Origin of the sequence: Amycolatopsis sp. NPDC102389 (assembly GCF_044765885.1) — a bacterium.
Taxonomy (GTDB): Bacteria; Actinomycetota; Actinomycetes; order Mycobacteriales; family Pseudonocardiaceae; genus Amycolatopsis.
The window spans coordinates 63,380-78,733 of record NZ_JBIWKX010000016.1 but is presented as its reverse complement, the minus strand read 5'-3'; the positions used below and the strand labels follow the sequence as shown (position 1 = coordinate 78,733).

The following is a 15,354-nucleotide window of genomic DNA, read 5'->3' as shown; positions in this document are numbered from 1 at the left end:
TTCCGGTACATCGCTCACCCTCCCGGCCTAGCCTCGGTACCCGGCCAGCCCATCCGCGGTGTGCAACTCGCCTTCGCACGGGGTCGTCTCCAGCCGCGGCAACGGGGTGCCGCCCGGCCGGAACCGCAAGGCCCGGAACAGGTCACGCCTGCTGCCGAAGCCCAGCTTCTGCAGGATCCGGCTGACGTAGTTCTTCACCGTCTGCGTCGCGAGGTGCAGTTCTTCGGCGATCTCGTCGTTCGACCACCGGTAGAGGACGAGCGCGAGGATCTCCTCCTCCCGCCTGGTCATCGCACTCGCGTACCGGATGGCCTCGGTGACCGCCGGCGGGGCTCCGCCCGCCTGCACGCACACCCGCTGCCCGGCGAGGGTGGAGCGCACCGCCGACATCACCTGGCCGCCGCTGGCCGACTTGTGCACGAAGCTGTCCGCGCCCGCGTTCAGCGCCATGGCGATGGCCGATGGCGACGAATCACCGGCGAAGACCAGTACGCTCGCGCGTTCGAACTGTTCCTTCACGAACCGGCAGATCGCGGTCCCGGCGGGCTCGCCCCAGATCGACAGCTCGGTGATGACCATGTCGGGATGGCGTTTTTCGCACTGCCACACCGCTTCCGGCTCGCTCGCGGCTTCGGCCACCGCCTCCACCCCTGCCGAATCCCGCAACAGCCTGCTGAGCGCGTATCTGATGAGGGGCTGATCGTCTACTACGAGCGTGGTGACGCGGTTCATGGTTCCCCTTGGGGTATCGACGGGCGCCCGGCGTGGCCCCGGGCCGTGCGGTCGGTCCGGGCCGGGCGGTGCCCGCATTCGCCGAGAACAGGTTCGCTCGCTCGGGCGATCCGTCGAACCGACCGCCGCGGCGACGTCGGTACTCATTTTTCGCCGATTCCTCTTTCGTCGCGGTCCGGTATGGATCTTCCCGCTAAACCTCGCGGGTGAGGACCAGCAATCGGGTGACAAGGGCGAAAAGCCGCCACCCGAGGCGGCCGGATTTGGGCCGGACGGCGGAACGGCGAGACAGATCACGTACGTGCCGCACAGGACACGTCGAAGGCCGAACCTCGTTGTGTCGTCGAGTCACCAGGGGAGAAGGATGATCCGACGGGTCGGCCTCGAACCGGTACCCGGCGTACCGGCCGGGTCGATTTCGTTGAGAAACCCGGTATGGCGGCGTTCGGGGTACGTCCACTGTGGCCTGTCCTGTGCAGTCCACTTCGGACGGAGGTCGGCGCGCATGAGCATGATCAACGGAGGATCGGGGACACTCGACGTCCCTGACCCTCCGTTGATCAAGCTCCGGCACCCGGAACACGTGACAACCCCGCCGGGTATGCCGTTTCGCGATGCCCGGGAATCGGCCGGTGATACGGTGCCGGGTGCAATAGGCGAAATGGACCTGATGATTGCGCCTTTTACCGAGCGGCGGCGCGCATCCGGTAATTACGGCGCACGCTGGTGCCCTTGGCGAGGTCGGCGCCGTATACGTGCAAAGTGATGGCGACGGTGTCGCCCGCGTTGTGCACCTGGTGGATGTCGTCGGGTGGCGCGACACCGCTCACCGAGCCCGCCGGGCGCTGCCGCTGGGCCGTCCGGACCAGCCGGTCGCCGTCGATGTCGAAGATGTTCTCGGTCTCGGTTCCTTGGAGGACAAGGAATGTACACCACACCAGGTGATCGTGGATCTCGGTGAGCTGGCCGGGCCGCCAGACCAGGGCGACGATCGAAAAGGCGGGCTCGGTGTGCAGCGTCGTGCGGGTGTACCCGTCCGGGGAGCCGGCTCGTTCCGCCGTGGTGAGAAGCCGTGAAGTCGGCCGGAGTTCGGTGAGAACGGCGGCCACGGCCTGCGCGGTGACAAGTGGTTCGGACGTTCTTCCGGTGCATTGGCGCAGACGTTTTATCAGCTCGGCGAGGCCGGGTCTGACGGTGGGCGGCGATGCGGCGGTCATTTTTTGTTCTCCTTCCGTCGTTTTTCATCGTGGCCCGCTGTTCGCCCGGCGTCCAATGACGACGTTCTTTCCTTCACATAGGTATTCTTTATCCATGCTGAATCTGGTCCAGCTCACGGTGCTGGCGGCGGTCGCCCGGCACGGTTCGATGACCGCGGCGGCGAAGGAACTGCATTACACGCAGCCTGCGGTGAGCCACCATCTCGCGAGGCTGGAGGCCGAGACGGGCGCGAAGCTGGTCCAGCGGATCGGCCGCGGCATCCGGCTCACTCCCGAAGGGGAACTGCTCGCCGCCCGCGCGGCCGAGATCGTCGGCCGGGTCGAAGGCGCCGAGGCCGAGCTGGCGGCGCAGGTGGGATTGCGCGCCGGGCGGGTCCGGATGGCGGGGTTCCAGTCGATCCTGAGCACCATCGTCCCCGGGGCGGCCGCCACGCTGGCCCGCGCGCATCCCGGGCTCGAATTGGGGCTGGTGGACGAACATCCGGGCGAGGCGTTGCGCATGCTGCGGGAGGGGCGGATCGACGTCGCCTTGATCTTCCGGTACGCGGACACTCCGCGCGAGGAGCGGGGGCTTCGGCTGGTGCATCTGCTGGAGGACCCGATCTATCTGCTCACCAGCGAGCCGGGGCAGACCATCGCCGATCACCGCGACTCGACCTGGATCGGCGGCTGCGCCCGCTGTCAGGACGAACTCGTCACGATCTGCCGGCGGGCCGGGTTCGCCCCGCGTATCTCGCTGGTCAGCGACGACATCGTCGTCATGCAGGCGCTGGTCGCCGCTCGGATGGGCGTCACCACGCTGCCCCGGCTGGCGCTGCGCGCGCACCGGATGCCCGGTGTCCACGCCACCGAACTGGCCGAAGACCCCCGCCAGATCTACGCCGTCACCTACGGGGACCCGCCCGACCCGCCGGCCGCCGCCGCGCTGATCGACGCCCTGCAGGCCAGCATCCGGGCTTAGGCGGGTCCACAAAGGACGGTTGTTGGCGGTTTCCCGCACGTGGTGGTGCAGCCGAAGCGTGTCGCGAAAGCCACTCTCGCGACGTCTGATGTCCCGAAAGTGGCTTTCGCGACACCTGGGACGTTCGCCTTACCCCGCCAGAACCCGTTCGACGAAGGCCCCGGCGGCCAGCAGTTCCCGGGCGCCGCCGGCAAGACCGTCGAGCGCCAGCCCGGCGGGCAGCCCGTCGCGGTCGCGCCCCATCGGGACGGTCAGGCCGGGGAATCCCGCGATACTGCCGGGCTGGCAGTTGCGGATGAAGGTCGGGAAGGTCGGGACCGCGCGCCCGCGGTGGACGAAACTCTCGACGGCCGAGAAATCCCGGGCCGTCGCCGGTGTGGTGGGGAAGGCCAGCGCGTCGATGCCGCTCTCTTCGACGATCTTCGCGTAGGTGCGGCGCAGGGCCGAACGGGTGGTGAGGGCCGCCTCGTAGACGCCGGGCTCGACGCCCGGGACGACCGACTCGGCGAAGATCGCCAGGACGTCGGGCGCGGCGATCTCGCGAACGAGCCGCTCGAACGAGACCTCGGGCACGTACTCGGCGAGGTAGGACCGCAGCCCGATTCCCGCTTCGTGGATCACCAGCGGCATTCCCTGATCGACGACGAGTTCGGCGAGGGGTGTGTCGTCGATCGGCACCAAGACGACCCCTGCCGCGCGCAGACGGGCGACAGCGGCTTCCCAGAGTTCCTCGACGTCCTCGGACAGGTCGCCGGTCAGGAAGCCCTGCGGTACACCCAGCCGGATCGATGGGCGCTCGATCAGGGGTTCCGGTTCGTCTCCCGCGAGAACCGCGTCGAGGAGCGCGAGATCGGTGACCGTGCGGGCGATCGGCCCGGCCGTGTCCCGGGTGCCGCTCAACGGCGTCATACCGCCGGACGGGTAGCGGCCCGTGGTGGGCCGGAAACCGCAGACCCCGTTGAGCGCCGCGGGAATGCGGACCGAACCCCCGGTGTCGGTGCCCAGTCCGGCGGGCACGATGCCCGCCGCGACGGCGACCGCGGTGCCGCCGCTGCTGCCCCCGGCGAAGCGGGACGGATCGTGGGCGTTGCGCACCGGGCCGAGCGGGGTCGTGTCGCAGGTGATGCCGAGGGCGAGTTCGTGCATGGCCCCCTTGCCGATGACGACGGCGCCCGCGTCGACCAGGCGCCGGACCACCTCCGCGTGCTCGCGCGGAACGTGGCGCGCCAGTGCCGGGGTTCCCGCGGTGTTCGGCATGCCCGCGACGTGGATGTTGTCCTTGACCACCATCGGGATTCCGGTGAGCGGGCCACTCGCCTCCGGGATGCCGCTGGCCGGCGCGAGATGGCTGATCGCGTTGAGATGCCGGACGGCGCTCCAAGGTCCACTCACGGCGCCAGCCTAGCGTGACAAGGACCACAGTCATCGAAAAAGACAATCATTTTCATTAAGCTGCGGCGCGCCACCTTCCCACGAGAAAGGTCGATCGTTCATGCGCTCCGGTCCCTCGCTGCACATTCTCACGCGCTCGGATCTGCACAACCTCGAACTCACCCCGGTCGAGGCGCTCACCATGGTCGAAGACGGCTACCTCGCCTACGCGGCCGGAGCCTCGCGGAATCCGGCGAAGCTGATGGTGCCGATGCCGGATCCCGCGCGGGACGCCGTCGCGTACTCGATGCTCGGCTACGACGGTTCCCTCGAACAGGCCGCGTTCAAGACGAGCTACCGCCAGGGCAGCACGTCGGCCGAGAAGTACTACACGACGATCACTCTTTACGACGACACCACGGGCCTGCCGTTCGCGCTCATGGACTGCCACCGCGTCGGCGCCACCCGTACGCCGGCGAGCACCGCGCTGATCGCGCGTTCGTGCGCACGGCCGGGCGCGCGCTCCGCGCTCATGGTCGGCACCGGCGCGCAGGGCATCCGGACGCTGCCGTACCTGCTCACCGCGTTGCCGGAGCTGGAACGGCTGCGGTTGTTCGGCACGCATCCCGACGGTCTTCGCGACAGCGTCGCCGCGCTCGAAGAGCGGTTCCCGGACCGCGCGGTCGAACTCGTCGACGACGTGGAGGCCGCGGCGCGCGAGTCGGACATCGTGGTCGCCGCGTCGGGCCGGGCGGCCCATCCGAAGATCCGTCTCGGCTGGCTGCCTCCGGGCGGGCTGCTGATCTCGGTCGCCAGCAAGGGAGTCCAGGAGGGCACGCTCGCCGAGGCCGACTACACCGTGGCCACCAACGGCGCGCAGGTCGAGGTGACCGGGCAGCGGATGGCGGGTCCGGACGGCGTGTTCCGGATCGACGCCGAACTGCCGGAGATCCTCGCGGGCCGTGCTCCCGGCCGTCGCGGTGACGAAGACCGGGTGTTCGCCTTCAGCAGCGGCATGATCATCACCGACATCCCGGTGGCGCACGCGCTGGCCGCCCGCGCCATCGCCGCCGGCCGCGGCCGCGAGGTGGCCCTGTGGACGTGATCGACACCCTGTCCCCGCCCCTGCCCGCGCTCGAACGTCCTTGGGCGCCGCGCTTGCGTGCCTCGGAGACGTTGTGGGACATCGCCCGCGGTGTCGGCGGCGGCCCGTTCCACGTCATCCATCCCGCCACGTTCGCCGAAAACCTCGAGGGAATGGTCGCGGCGCTCGCCGCCGAACGCGTCGAGGGCACCGTCTACTACGGGAAGAAGGCGAACAAGGCGGCGGCGTGGCTGCGGGAGTGCACGCGTCCTGGCACGGGGGTCGACGTCGCGAGCGTGCCCGAACTGGTGCACGCGCTTGGAAACGGTCTGCGCGGCGAGTCGATCGGCGTCACCGGCGCCGCCAAACCGGACGGCCTCCTCTGGCTCGCCCTGCGGCATCGCTGTCTCATCGCGGTGGACGCGGCCGACGAGCTGGAACGCGTCGCGCGCATGGCCACTGAGCTCGGGGAGACGGCGGAAGTGCTGCTGCGGGTGCGGCCGCCGTCCGCGCCGCAGAGCCGGTTCGGTTTCGCCCCCGACGCTTTGAAGGCGGCTGTGCGCCAGTGCGGCGGACCAGTAGCCCTGCGCGGTTTCTCGTTCCACCTCGACGGTTACGCGCCCGCGCCACGGGCGGAACTCGCCGCGTACCTGATCGATCTGTGCCACGACGCCCGCGCGCTCGGGCATCCCGCGTCGAAGATCAGTGCCGGCGGTGGGATCGCCGTGTCCTATGTGGACGCCGACGCGTGGGCACGGTTCGAATCCGGCAGGCACGACGGCTGGTTCCACGCCGGCCGCAACCCGGCCAGGACCTACCCGTACCACCAGGCGCCGTCCGGGGCGGCGATGGTGACCGCGATCCTGCGGCACGAGATCGACGGGAAACCGCTCGCGGAACGCTTGCGCGCGGCCGGGATCGAGCTGCTGCTCGAACCGGGCCGGGCCCTCGTCGACGGCGCCGGGTTCTCGGTGTTCCCGGTGCTGGGCTGCAAACCGGCCGAAGACCACTTGATCACCACGGTCGCGGGCCTGTCGATGAGCCTGTCCGAGCAGTGGAAGGGCAGCGAGTTCCTGCCCGACCCGCTCCTCGTGCGCCGGGACGGGCCGGGTGACACACCGGTGCGCACGGTCGTCGCGGGGTCGAGCTGCATGGAGTACGACGTGCTGACCTGGCGTGCGGTGGAGCTTCCCGCGAGGCCGCGGACCGGCGATCTGCTCGTGTACCCCAACACGGCCGGCTACCAGATGGACAAGAACGAGAGCGGTTTCCACCAGCTTCCGTTGCCGCCGAAAGTGGTGATCGACGGCGATCACTGGCACGTCGACACCGACTACCCGATCCAGGAGATCCGATGACGATCGTCCGGCGCGCGTCCGACTTGATCGGGAACACGCCGCTGCTGGAGCTCGCGCGCACCGGCACCGGGACGCGCCTGCTGCTCAAACTCGACCACCTCAACCCCACCGGCTCGTGCAAGGTGCGCATGGCCAGGCGGATGATCGACGAGGCGGAGCTCGAAGGACGGCTGCGGCCGGGCGGGCATATCGTCGAACCCACGTCCGGCAACACCGGGAACGGGCTCGCGCTGGTCGCGCTGGAACGCGGCTACCGGTTCACCGCCGTCGTCGATCACCACGCCGCCCGCGAGAAGCTCGGGATGCTGCGCGCGCTCGGCGCGGAACTGGTGTTCGTCGACTGTCCGCCGGACGGCGGGGTCAGCTCGGTCCAGCGGCGCCTGGTCGCGGCCAGGATCGCCGCGGAAACCGGTGCCTACCACCCGGATCAGCACAACCATCCCGGCAACGGCAACGGCTACACCGGGCTGGCTCGGGAACTTCTCGAACAGCTCAGCGACGTCGACGTGCTCGTCGCGGCGATCGGCACCGGTGGCTCCCTGTGCGGTACGGCCCGCGCCCTGCGCGCGGCGGGAGCGGGCACCCACGCGGTGGCGGTCGAACCCGTCGGTTCGATCATCTTCGGTGGCGCGCCGGGGATCTACCACCAGACCGGGGCCGGCAGCCCGGCCGGTTTCCCGATCGGGGACAACGTGGACCGGTCGGTGATCGGCGAAGCCCACCGCGTCTCCGACAGCGACGCGTTCGCCGGGGCCCGCGTCGTCGCCCGGCGCACCGGCGTGCTCGTCGGCGGGACCACCGGCGGCGCGATCCACGTCGCGCTGCGGCGCCTCTACGCGTATCCGGCCGGAAGTGTCGTGGTGGTGCTGTGCAACGACGCGGGGGAGAAGTACCTCGATTCGGTGTACGACGACGAGTGGCTGCGCGCCAGGGGCGTGCTCGACGAGCTGGCCCACCGCCGGATGGAGCGCTGGTTCGCCACCTACGCCGCGTCCGTCCGGGTGGCCATCCGCGACCGGACGGACCGTCCGGTGGCGGTGGGCGTATGACCACGATGGCGGCCACGCGCGGATACCGGGGGCTCGTCGCGCTGGCCGCGCCGATCGCGGGAATCCAGCTGGCACAGGTCGCGCTCACCAGCGTCGACCTGGCCATGCTCGGCCTGCTCGGGGTCACCGCGGTGGCGGCGGGCGGGCTGGCGATCCTGCTCTACAACCAGATCCGCACGATGTGCGTCGGCATGGTCACCGGCGTGGGGAATCTCGTGGCGACGGCGGCCGGGGCCGGGGAACTCCGCACCGGTACCGGCGAACTCGACGAGCGCGCGCGGGACGAGATCCGGTCGCTCCTGCGGTCGGCGCTGCTCGTCGCGACCCTGACCGCGGCGCTCGGCGCGGCCGTCCTTTGTGGACTGTCGGCCGCGTTGCCCTTGCTCGGCCAGAAACCGGAGATCGTGTCGCTCGCCAGGGCGATGATGTTCGCGCTGGCCGGCGGGCTGTTCCCCATGGTGTGGCTGAACGTGGTGCGCCAGTTCGCCGTCGGGCTACGGCGTCCGGGTTCGCTCCTCGCCGTGACGCTGGTGTCGATCGCGGTCAACGCCGCCCTCAACGCCGCCTTCATCTACGGCTGGGCGGGCCTGCCCGAACTGGGCGTCGCCGGTATCGGCCTGGCGACGACGCTGGTCCAGTTCTTCACGCTCGCCGTGTTCGCCTCGGCCCTGCGGCGGGATCCGTTGCTGCGCCCCATGCTGTCGCTCGCGCTGTGGCGCGCGGATCCGGCGGTGGTCCGGCGCATCGTCCGGCACGGGACCCCGATCTGTTTCACGTACGGGTCGGAAGCGGCGATCACGTCGATCGCGACCATGCTGATGGGTGCCTTCGGCCCGGCGATGCTCGCCGCGTCGAACGTCGCGAACCAGCTCGCCTACGTCGTCTACCAGGCCAACATCGGGCTGTCGCAGGGATCGTCCATTTTGGTCAGTCGGGCGGTCGCCCACGGCGAGCGATGGCGGGCGCCGGTGATCGCCCGCCAGGCGTTCACGCTTTCCTGGTCCCTGATGGCGGTGGTGAGCCTGGCGTACGTGCTGGTGCCGCAGGTGCTGTTGTGGCCGTTCCTGCACGACGAGGCCGACGCGGTGGTGCTCGGCACGGCGTCGGCGCTGCTGGTGTTCGCCATCGCCCAGCAGTACAGCAAGGGAACGCAGAACATCCTCGTCGGCCTGCTGCGTGGGCTCGGTGACACCGTTTCCGGCCTCCGCTGCACTCTCGTGGGGTACTGGGCGGTGGGCGTGCCGGCCATGTTCCTGTGCGCCTACGTGTTCGCTTGGGGCGGCTGGGGAGTCTGGGCCGGTCTGTGCCTCGGCTTCGCGGCGACCGCGGTACTGCTCGGACGGCGTTTCGCCGGTCAAGGGCTCGGTTCGGCGCGATAGCCGTCGATCCGGGCGAGCAGGTCGCGGGAGGCGGGATCGGCGTGTTCGCGCAGAAGTGCCGCCAGCGGCGCGAGCCGGTCCTTGGTGCGGGTGGAACCGAGGCCGCGCGCGAGTTCCACCGCTTCGGTGCCGGTGCGGACGGCTTCGTCGAAATCGCCCTGGAGCGCGTGGTTCTGCGCGAGCATGATCAAGGTGAGCGCCAGGCTGCGCGACATTTCGGCGCCGTAGCCGCCGACGGCCTCGCGTAGCCGCGCGATCGCCGCGTCGCTGTGCCGGGTGGTGGCCGTCCTGGCCAATTCGGTCAGGACGGTCCCCCGCATCGCGGCCATGTCCGTGGTGCCGAAGAAGGCTTCCCAGGGGCGTGGCGCCGCCCAGGTGTCCGCGCTCTCGAACTGACGTTCCGCCCGGTTCAGGCTCGCGAGAGCGGCGCGCTCGTCGCCGGCCTTCGCCAGCGCCCACGCCTCGTTGATCGTCAGGATCGCCTGTGCCCGCGCGGAACCGGAGCGGTGGGCGGCGGCCCGGCCCTGCCGGAGATGGCACAACGCGCCTTCGATGTCGTCATGGTGCAGCGCCAGCCTGCCGAGGCGATAACAGATGTTGGCCATGAGATCGTCGTTGCCCGCCGCGGCGGCGAGTCCGAGCGCGCGGTCGAACCGGAGCCGCGCCGGAACGCGGCGGCCGATGTCGAATTCCGTCCAGCCGAGCAGATTGTGCAGATCGGCGAGCACGGTCAGCAATCGTGGCCGGAGCCCGGCGGGGACCGCGCCCCAGTTGAGCAGCAGGCTGACCGACTTCACGACACGCACCGCGTCGTGGGAAAAGGCGCCGCCCTGCCGATAGTCCAACGCGCGCAGGGTATCGACCGCGTTTTCGAGACGTTCGACTTCCGCGATACCGATACGGCCGGTCGTTGTCATGAACTCACCTCACGCAAGTCATGGCTCGGTCCACGGCTACCCGGTGTCGGTGCGGTCGAAACCGGCCGTCACTCGCCGGGGTACTTGATTTGACCCGTTCCAAAGACGCTCTTATCGTCCTTGGTGATGTCCGACTTCGAGGCACAGCTGCGAGCGGTTTCGCTGCGCGTGACTCGGCCCCGGCTGGCCGTGCTCGCGGCGCTGCGCGATCATCCGCACGTCGACACCGAAACGGTGATCACCCTGGTGCGGGCCGACCTGCCGACGGTCTCCCACCAGGCGGTGTACGACGTGCTGCGAGCGCTCACCGAAACCGGTCTGATCCGGCGTATCCAGCCCGCCGGCGCGCTCGCCCGTTACGAGACCCGGGTGGGGGACAACCATCACCATGTCGTGTGCCGTTCCTGCGGTGCGATCGAGGACGTCGACTGCGCCGTCGGCCATGCCCCCTGTCTCACCGCTTCGGGCGATCACGGGTTCGTGATCGACGAAGCGGAGGTCGTCTACTGGGGCCTGTGCCCCGGCTGCGCGGCCGAACCTGTCCAGTGATGAATTCGCCTGCTCGGAAGGAAAGAAATGAGTGACAACCCGGAGAAGGGCTGCCCGGTGGCCCACGACTCCGTGACCGCGCACGGAAGCGAGAGCGAGAACCCGGCGATCGACTCGCCGACGCCGAAGACGGGTGGCCGCCCGCGCACCAACAAGGACTGGTGGCCCAACCAGCTCGACCTCTCGGTGCTGCACGCCCACTCGCCCAAGGCCAATCCGCTCGGCGAGGACTTCAGCTACGCCAAGGAGTTCGCGAAGCTGGACGTCGACGCGCTCAAACGGGACATCACCGAGGTGCTGACCACCTCGCAGGACTGGTGGCCCGCGGACTTCGGCCACTACGGCGGCCTGATGATCCGGATGAGCTGGCACGCCGCGGGCACCTACCGCATCCACGACGGCCGCGGCGGGGCCGGGGACGGCGCGCAGCGGTTCGCCCCGCTCAACAGCTGGCCCGACAACGCCAACCTCGACAAGGCGCGGCGCCTGCTGTGGCCGGTCAAGGAGAAGTACGGCCAGCAGATCTCGTGGGCCGACCTGCTCGTGCTCGCCGGGAACGTCGCGCTGGAGTCGATGGGGTTCAAGACGTTCGGCTTCGGTTTCGGCCGGGTGGACACCTGGGAGCCCGAGGAGATCTTCTGGGGCCCGGAAGACACCTGGCTGGGTGACGAGCGCTACGCGAGCGACACCGAGATGGTCCCCGACGTCGGCGCGACCGAGATGGGGCTCATCTACGTCAACCCCGAGGGGCCGCGCGGCAACGCGGACCCGGCCGCGGCGGCGCATTTCATCCGGGAGACCTTCGCCCGGATGGCGATGAACGACGAGGAGACCGTCGCGCTCATCGCCGGTGGGCACACCTTCGGCAAGACCCACGGCGCGGGCGACGCCGATGCCCACGTCGGCCCGGAGCCCGAAGCCGCCCCGCTCGAGACGCAGGGCCTCGGCTGGCTGAGCACCCACGGCAGCGGCAAGGGCGCCGACACGATCACCAGCGGGCTCGAGGTGACGTGGACGGACAAGCCGACGCAGTGGAGCAACCGGTTCTTCGAGATCCTCTTCGGCTACGAATGGGAGCTCACCACGAGCCCCGGCGGCGCCAAGCAGTACGTCGCCAAGGACGCCGAGGCGATCATCCCGGACGCGCACGACCCGGCCAAGAAGCACAAGCCGACCATGCTCACCACGGACCTGGCGCTGCGCGTCGACCCGACGTACGAGAAGATCTCGCGCCGCTTCCTGGAGAACCCGGACGAGTTCGCCCTCGCGTTCGCCAAGGCCTGGTACAAGCTGCTGCACCGCGACATGGGCCCGGTCAGCCGCTTCCTGGGACCGTGGGTGCCCGAGCCGCAGCTGTGGCAGGACCCGGTGCCGGACGTCGACCACGAGCTCGTGGGAGACGCCGGCATCGCCGCGCTCAAGGCGAAGGTGCTCGAATCCGGGCTCACGGTCGCGCAACTGGCCGGCACGGCGTGGGCGGCCGCGGCGAGCTTCCGGTCCACCGACAAACGCGGTGGCGCCAACGGTGCCCGGATCCGCCTGGCGCCCCAGCGTGACTGGGAGGTCAACCGGCCGGAGCAGCTCAGGAGTGTCCTGGAGACGCTGGAAGGCATCCAGCGCGAGTTCAACGACGCCGGTGGCGCCAAGATCTCGCTGGCCGACCTGATCGTGCTGGCGGGCACGGCCGCCGTCGAGAAGGCCGCGCGCGACGCCGGGACCGAGGTGAGCGTGGCGTTCCACCCCGGCCGCACCGACGCCACGCAGGAGGACACCGACGTCGAGTCGTTCGCGCTGCTCGAACCGCGCGCCGACGGGTTCCGCAACTACCTGCGTCCCGAGGAGAAGCTGCAGCCGGAGGTCCTGCTCGTCGAGCGCGCGTACATGCTCGACCTGACCGCCCCGGAGATGACCGTCCTCCTCGGCGGCCTGCGTTCGCTCGGGATCACCGCCGGCGACACCCGGCACGGCGTCCTCACCGACCGGCCCGGCGTGCTCAGCAACGACTTCTTCACCAACCTGCTCTCCCCGGGCACCAGGTGGAAGGGGTCGGAGACCGAGGAGAACGTGTACGAGATCCGCGACGTCGCCACGGACGCCGTGAAGTGGACGGCCACCCCGGTCGACCTCATCTTCGGCTCGAACTCGCAGCTGAGGGCGCTGTCGGAGGTCTATGCGGGGCAGGCCGGGCGCGAGCGGTTCGTCGCGGACTTCGCCAAGGCGTGGACCAAGGTCATGGAACTGGACCGGTTCGACCTCGCCTGACTCCACGGCGGCTCACGCCGGCGATGTCGTGAAGGGCCCCTTCACTACCTTGAGGGTAGGGAAGGGGCCCTTCACGGATCGGTGTCGAGCTCCGTATGCCGGTCGGCCAGGGTGCGGGCGACTTCGGCGAGTTTGACGTTGAGGTCCTGGGAGGTCCGGCGCAGCAGGTCGAAGGCCTCGTCGGCGGTCAGGCCGCGGCGTTGCATGAGGATCCCTTTCGCCTGCCCGATGACGTCGCGCGATTCGACGGCCCGCCGGAGATGGCTCGCCTCCAGATCCGCCCGGCTCACGGCGTTGGTGGTCGCGAGCGCGAGTGAGCCATGGGTGGCCAGAAGGAGCGCGGTGTCCTGGGCCCGGGAGTCGAGGGCGCCGGGGCGGTGGCTGTAGATGTTCAGCGCGCCGGGCATCCTGGGCGGGTTCGCGTCGGGTATCAGCAGGGTGGACAGGATCGCGGTGTAACCGTGCCGCACGGCCGCCGCGGAGAATTCCGGCCACCGCTTCTCCGCCTTCAGGTCCTCACTGCGGGTGTACCCGGGGCTTCCGCTGTCGGCCGTATCGACGCAGGGTCCCGTTCCGGCGCGGTACTGCACCTGGTCGAGTTCCAGCGCCACCTCGCCGGTCGAGACAGGGGTGTGAAAGGTCCCGTCCGGGGCGCGGAGGGTGACCGATACCAGATCCGCGCCCGGCACCACCCGGTACGCGGCGGCGACGATCTGTTCGAGGACTTGAGCGGGCGTCGAAGCGGCCAGCAGCAGGCGAGTGAGTTCGACGAACAGCCCGGCCAGCGGCCCCGCCGCGTTGTACTCGCCGGAGCCGAATTCGTCCTTGTCGCGCTGCCACAGTGCTTCGTTCGCCATCAGCTGACCATCCCTGTCGGGTTCGGTGTCCCTCGACGGATACCCGGTGGCGCCGTCGGCCAACCGGCGGCCGTCCAGTCCTTTGTGGACTGTTCTACGGGTCGACCCGCTTGCGCAGAAGGCAGAACACGTTTCCTTCGGGATCGGCGAGCACGTGCCACGACTCTTCCCCCGTCTGGCCGACGTCGGCGGGCCGTGCCCCGGCGGCGAGCAGCCGCTCCAGTTCGGCGTCCTGATCGCGGTCGGTGGGGTTCACGTCGATGTGCAGGGGGAGTTTGCCGGGTTTCGGATCGTCACTGCGGCTCAGGATCAGAGTGGGCTGAGGACCGCCGAAGCCGACGCCGGGAGGGCCGATCTCGATGTCTTCGCCTTCTTTGCCGATCTCGACGTATCCGAGCACTTCGCACCAGAACGCCGCCATCCGGACCGGATCGGCGCAGTCGAGGATGAGTTCGGTGATACGGCAGGCCATCCGGCGAGGATAGCCCGGGGATTCGGCGCATGGATCCGTGCGGAGGGGGTATCCGAGGACGTCGAGTTGATCCCGAACCGAGGAGCTGGCCGTGGCGGGCGATGTCGTGGACTTGATCATGCAGGACCATCGCGAGGTGGAACGGCTGTTCCACGAACTCGAGCGGCATCCGGAGAAGCGACCGCTGCTCGTCCCGGTGCTCTCGTCGCTGCTCACCGCGCACAGCCGTGCCGAGGAGGCCGAGGTGTACCCGGCCGCCAAGGGCGAGGCGGACGAGGCCGAAGACGTCGCGCACGGTCAGAAGGAACACGCCGAAGCCGAGCGGCTGCTCGCCGAGCTGAACGCGACCGAGCCTGAGTCGAAGCGGTTCGAGAAGGTGCTCTCCGACCTCGTCGAGGCTGTCACGCATCACGTGAAGGAAGAGGAATCCACCGTCCTGCCGAAGATGCGGCGCGAACTGAACGAAGCGCGGCGGCGCGAGCTGGGGGAGGCCTTCGTGAGCAGCCGGACTTCGCATCTCGGCGACCGTCCGGGTGAGGCCACCAAGCGGGAGCTGCTGACCCAGGCGCGCAACGCGGGCGTGACGGGTGCTTCGAAGATGGACAAGGACGAGATCGCGCGCGAGGTGGCCAAGTCCTCCTGACCTCCCGGCGCGACGGTTGCGGACGGGGGCGCACGCTTCTACCGTCGATGGATGGCGATCGACTCCGAAGCCGGGCAGGCCGCTCCTCTCATCGTCGTCGAGACGGCCCGCTCCGAGGAAGCCATCACCGTCGAGGTGGCGGGCGACATCGACGTGTCGACCAGCCCCCGGCTCCGGACCGAGCTGTTCGATCTGCTGGCGGACGGCCCCCGGACCGCCGTGATCGACATGACCGGCGTCGGCTTCTGCGATTCCTCGGGTCTTTCCGTGCTGGTGCAGCTGAATCGTCACTGCCAGGAGGCCGGGATCGACCTGAGTTTCGCGCCCTCAAAGGTCGTACGCCGGGCCATCGAGCTCACCGGGCTCTTGCCGACGTTGAAAATGGCCGCCGGCTAGGGATGGTGGGATGAAGGCTCCCTTCGTCGCGTCTAATGCGGTGAAAGGAGCCTTCGGCCCTGGTCAAGCGCGGGTCGTGAGTGGCGTTTCGGGTTAGAACCCGAAAC

Annotated in this window: 15 protein-coding genes; 9 read left to right on the top strand and 6 right to left on the bottom strand. The window is 69.6% G+C overall.

The genetic code is table 11. The annotated features are described in order from the left end of the window. Positions 1-27: 27 nt before the first annotated feature. Together ACIRGA_RS16705 and ACIRGA_RS16700 are read right to left on the bottom strand one after the other, a co-directional pair. The gene (locus tag ACIRGA_RS16705) at positions 28-732 is read right to left on the bottom strand and encodes a response regulator (RefSeq protein ID WP_400941903.1); all 705 of its coding nucleotides are present in this window, start codon (positions 730-732) and stop codon (positions 28-30) included. A 683-nt stretch (positions 733-1,415) separates the two neighbouring features. Further along, entirely contained in the window at positions 1,416-1,949 is a 534-nt protein-coding gene (locus ACIRGA_RS16700; protein WP_400941901.1) for a cysteine dioxygenase, read from the bottom strand. A 94-nt stretch (positions 1,950-2,043) separates the two neighbouring features. Between ACIRGA_RS16700 and ACIRGA_RS16695 the strand changes: the two genes are divergently transcribed. Next, positions 2,044-2,910: a LysR family transcriptional regulator gene (locus ACIRGA_RS16695; RefSeq protein ID WP_400941899.1), complete on the top strand. Its 867-nt coding sequence runs from the start codon at positions 2,044-2,046 to the stop codon at positions 2,908-2,910. A gap of 129 nt (positions 2,911-3,039) precedes the next feature. Here ACIRGA_RS16695 and ACIRGA_RS16690 read toward each other — a convergent pair whose 3' ends face one another. After that, the gene (locus tag ACIRGA_RS16690; protein ID WP_400941896.1) at positions 3,040-4,302 is read right to left on the bottom strand and encodes an amidase family protein; all 1,263 of its coding nucleotides are present in this window, start codon (positions 4,300-4,302) and stop codon (positions 3,040-3,042) included. Between the two features lie 100 nt (positions 4,303-4,402). Here ACIRGA_RS16690 and ACIRGA_RS16685 point away from each other — a divergent pair, with 100 nt between their 5' ends. The 4 genes from ACIRGA_RS16685 to ACIRGA_RS16670 are packed head-to-tail and all read left to right on the top strand — an operon-like array spanning position 4,403 to position 9,151. Then, complete coding sequence (locus ACIRGA_RS16685) at positions 4,403-5,386, top strand: ornithine cyclodeaminase (RefSeq protein ID WP_400941894.1); 984 nt, start codon at positions 4,403-4,405, stop codon at positions 5,384-5,386. Continuing rightward, positions 5,377-6,723 carry a Y4yA family PLP-dependent enzyme gene (locus tag ACIRGA_RS16680; protein ID WP_400941891.1) on the top strand — a complete coding sequence of 449 codons (1,347 nt, stop codon included), beginning with the start codon at positions 5,377-5,379 and terminating at the stop codon, positions 6,721-6,723. The genes ACIRGA_RS16685 and ACIRGA_RS16680 overlap by 10 nt, the downstream gene beginning before the upstream one ends. After that, positions 6,720-7,772 carry a PLP-dependent cysteine synthase family protein gene (locus ACIRGA_RS16675; RefSeq protein ID WP_400941888.1) on the top strand — a complete coding sequence of 351 codons (1,053 nt, stop codon included), beginning with the start codon at positions 6,720-6,722 and terminating at the stop codon, positions 7,770-7,772. Before ACIRGA_RS16680 ends, ACIRGA_RS16675 begins: the two co-directional genes overlap by 4 nt. Beyond that, positions 7,769-9,151 carry an MATE family efflux transporter gene (locus tag ACIRGA_RS16670; protein WP_400941887.1) on the top strand — a complete coding sequence of 461 codons (1,383 nt, stop codon included), beginning with the start codon at positions 7,769-7,771 and terminating at the stop codon, positions 9,149-9,151. Before ACIRGA_RS16675 ends, ACIRGA_RS16670 begins: the two co-directional genes overlap by 4 nt. Here the strand turns inward: ACIRGA_RS16670 and ACIRGA_RS16665 are convergent. Next, positions 9,127-10,068: a hypothetical protein gene (locus ACIRGA_RS16665; RefSeq protein WP_400941885.1), complete on the bottom strand. Its 942-nt coding sequence runs from the start codon at positions 10,066-10,068 to the stop codon at positions 9,127-9,129. The genes ACIRGA_RS16670 and ACIRGA_RS16665 overlap by 25 nt on opposite strands. 126 nt (positions 10,069-10,194) lie before the next feature. Between ACIRGA_RS16665 and ACIRGA_RS16660 the strand changes: the two genes are divergently transcribed. Further along, entirely contained in the window at positions 10,195-10,617 is a 423-nt protein-coding gene (locus ACIRGA_RS16660; protein ID WP_400941883.1) for a Fur family transcriptional regulator, read from the top strand. Positions 10,618-10,644: 27 nt separating this feature from the next. Further along, the gene (katG, locus tag ACIRGA_RS16655; protein ID WP_400941880.1) at positions 10,645-12,879 is read left to right on the top strand and encodes a catalase/peroxidase HPI; all 2,235 of its coding nucleotides are present in this window, start codon (positions 10,645-10,647) and stop codon (positions 12,877-12,879) included. A gap of 71 nt (positions 12,880-12,950) precedes the next feature. Here the strand turns inward: katG and ACIRGA_RS16650 are convergent, their stop codons facing one another. Both ACIRGA_RS16650 and ACIRGA_RS16645 read right to left on the bottom strand, forming a co-directional pair. Then, positions 12,951-13,736: an ANTAR domain-containing protein gene (locus ACIRGA_RS16650; protein WP_400941878.1), complete on the bottom strand. Its 786-nt coding sequence runs from the start codon at positions 13,734-13,736 to the stop codon at positions 12,951-12,953. Positions 13,737-13,830: 94 nt separating this feature from the next. Continuing rightward, positions 13,831-14,208, bottom strand: coding sequence for a VOC family protein (locus tag ACIRGA_RS16645; RefSeq protein WP_400941875.1), 378 nt, complete (start codon positions 14,206-14,208; stop codon positions 13,831-13,833). 91 nt (positions 14,209-14,299) lie between these two features. Here ACIRGA_RS16645 and ACIRGA_RS16640 point away from each other — a divergent pair, with 91 nt between their 5' ends. Both ACIRGA_RS16640 and ACIRGA_RS16635 read left to right on the top strand, forming a co-directional pair. Beyond that, positions 14,300-14,851, top strand: coding sequence for a hemerythrin domain-containing protein (locus tag ACIRGA_RS16640; protein ID WP_400941872.1), 552 nt, complete (start codon positions 14,300-14,302; stop codon positions 14,849-14,851). Between the two features lie 51 nt (positions 14,852-14,902). Further along, positions 14,903-15,247 carry an STAS domain-containing protein gene (locus ACIRGA_RS16635; RefSeq protein WP_400941869.1) on the top strand — a complete coding sequence of 115 codons (345 nt, stop codon included), beginning with the start codon at positions 14,903-14,905 and terminating at the stop codon, positions 15,245-15,247. The last annotated feature ends 107 nt before the right edge of the window (positions 15,248-15,354 follow it).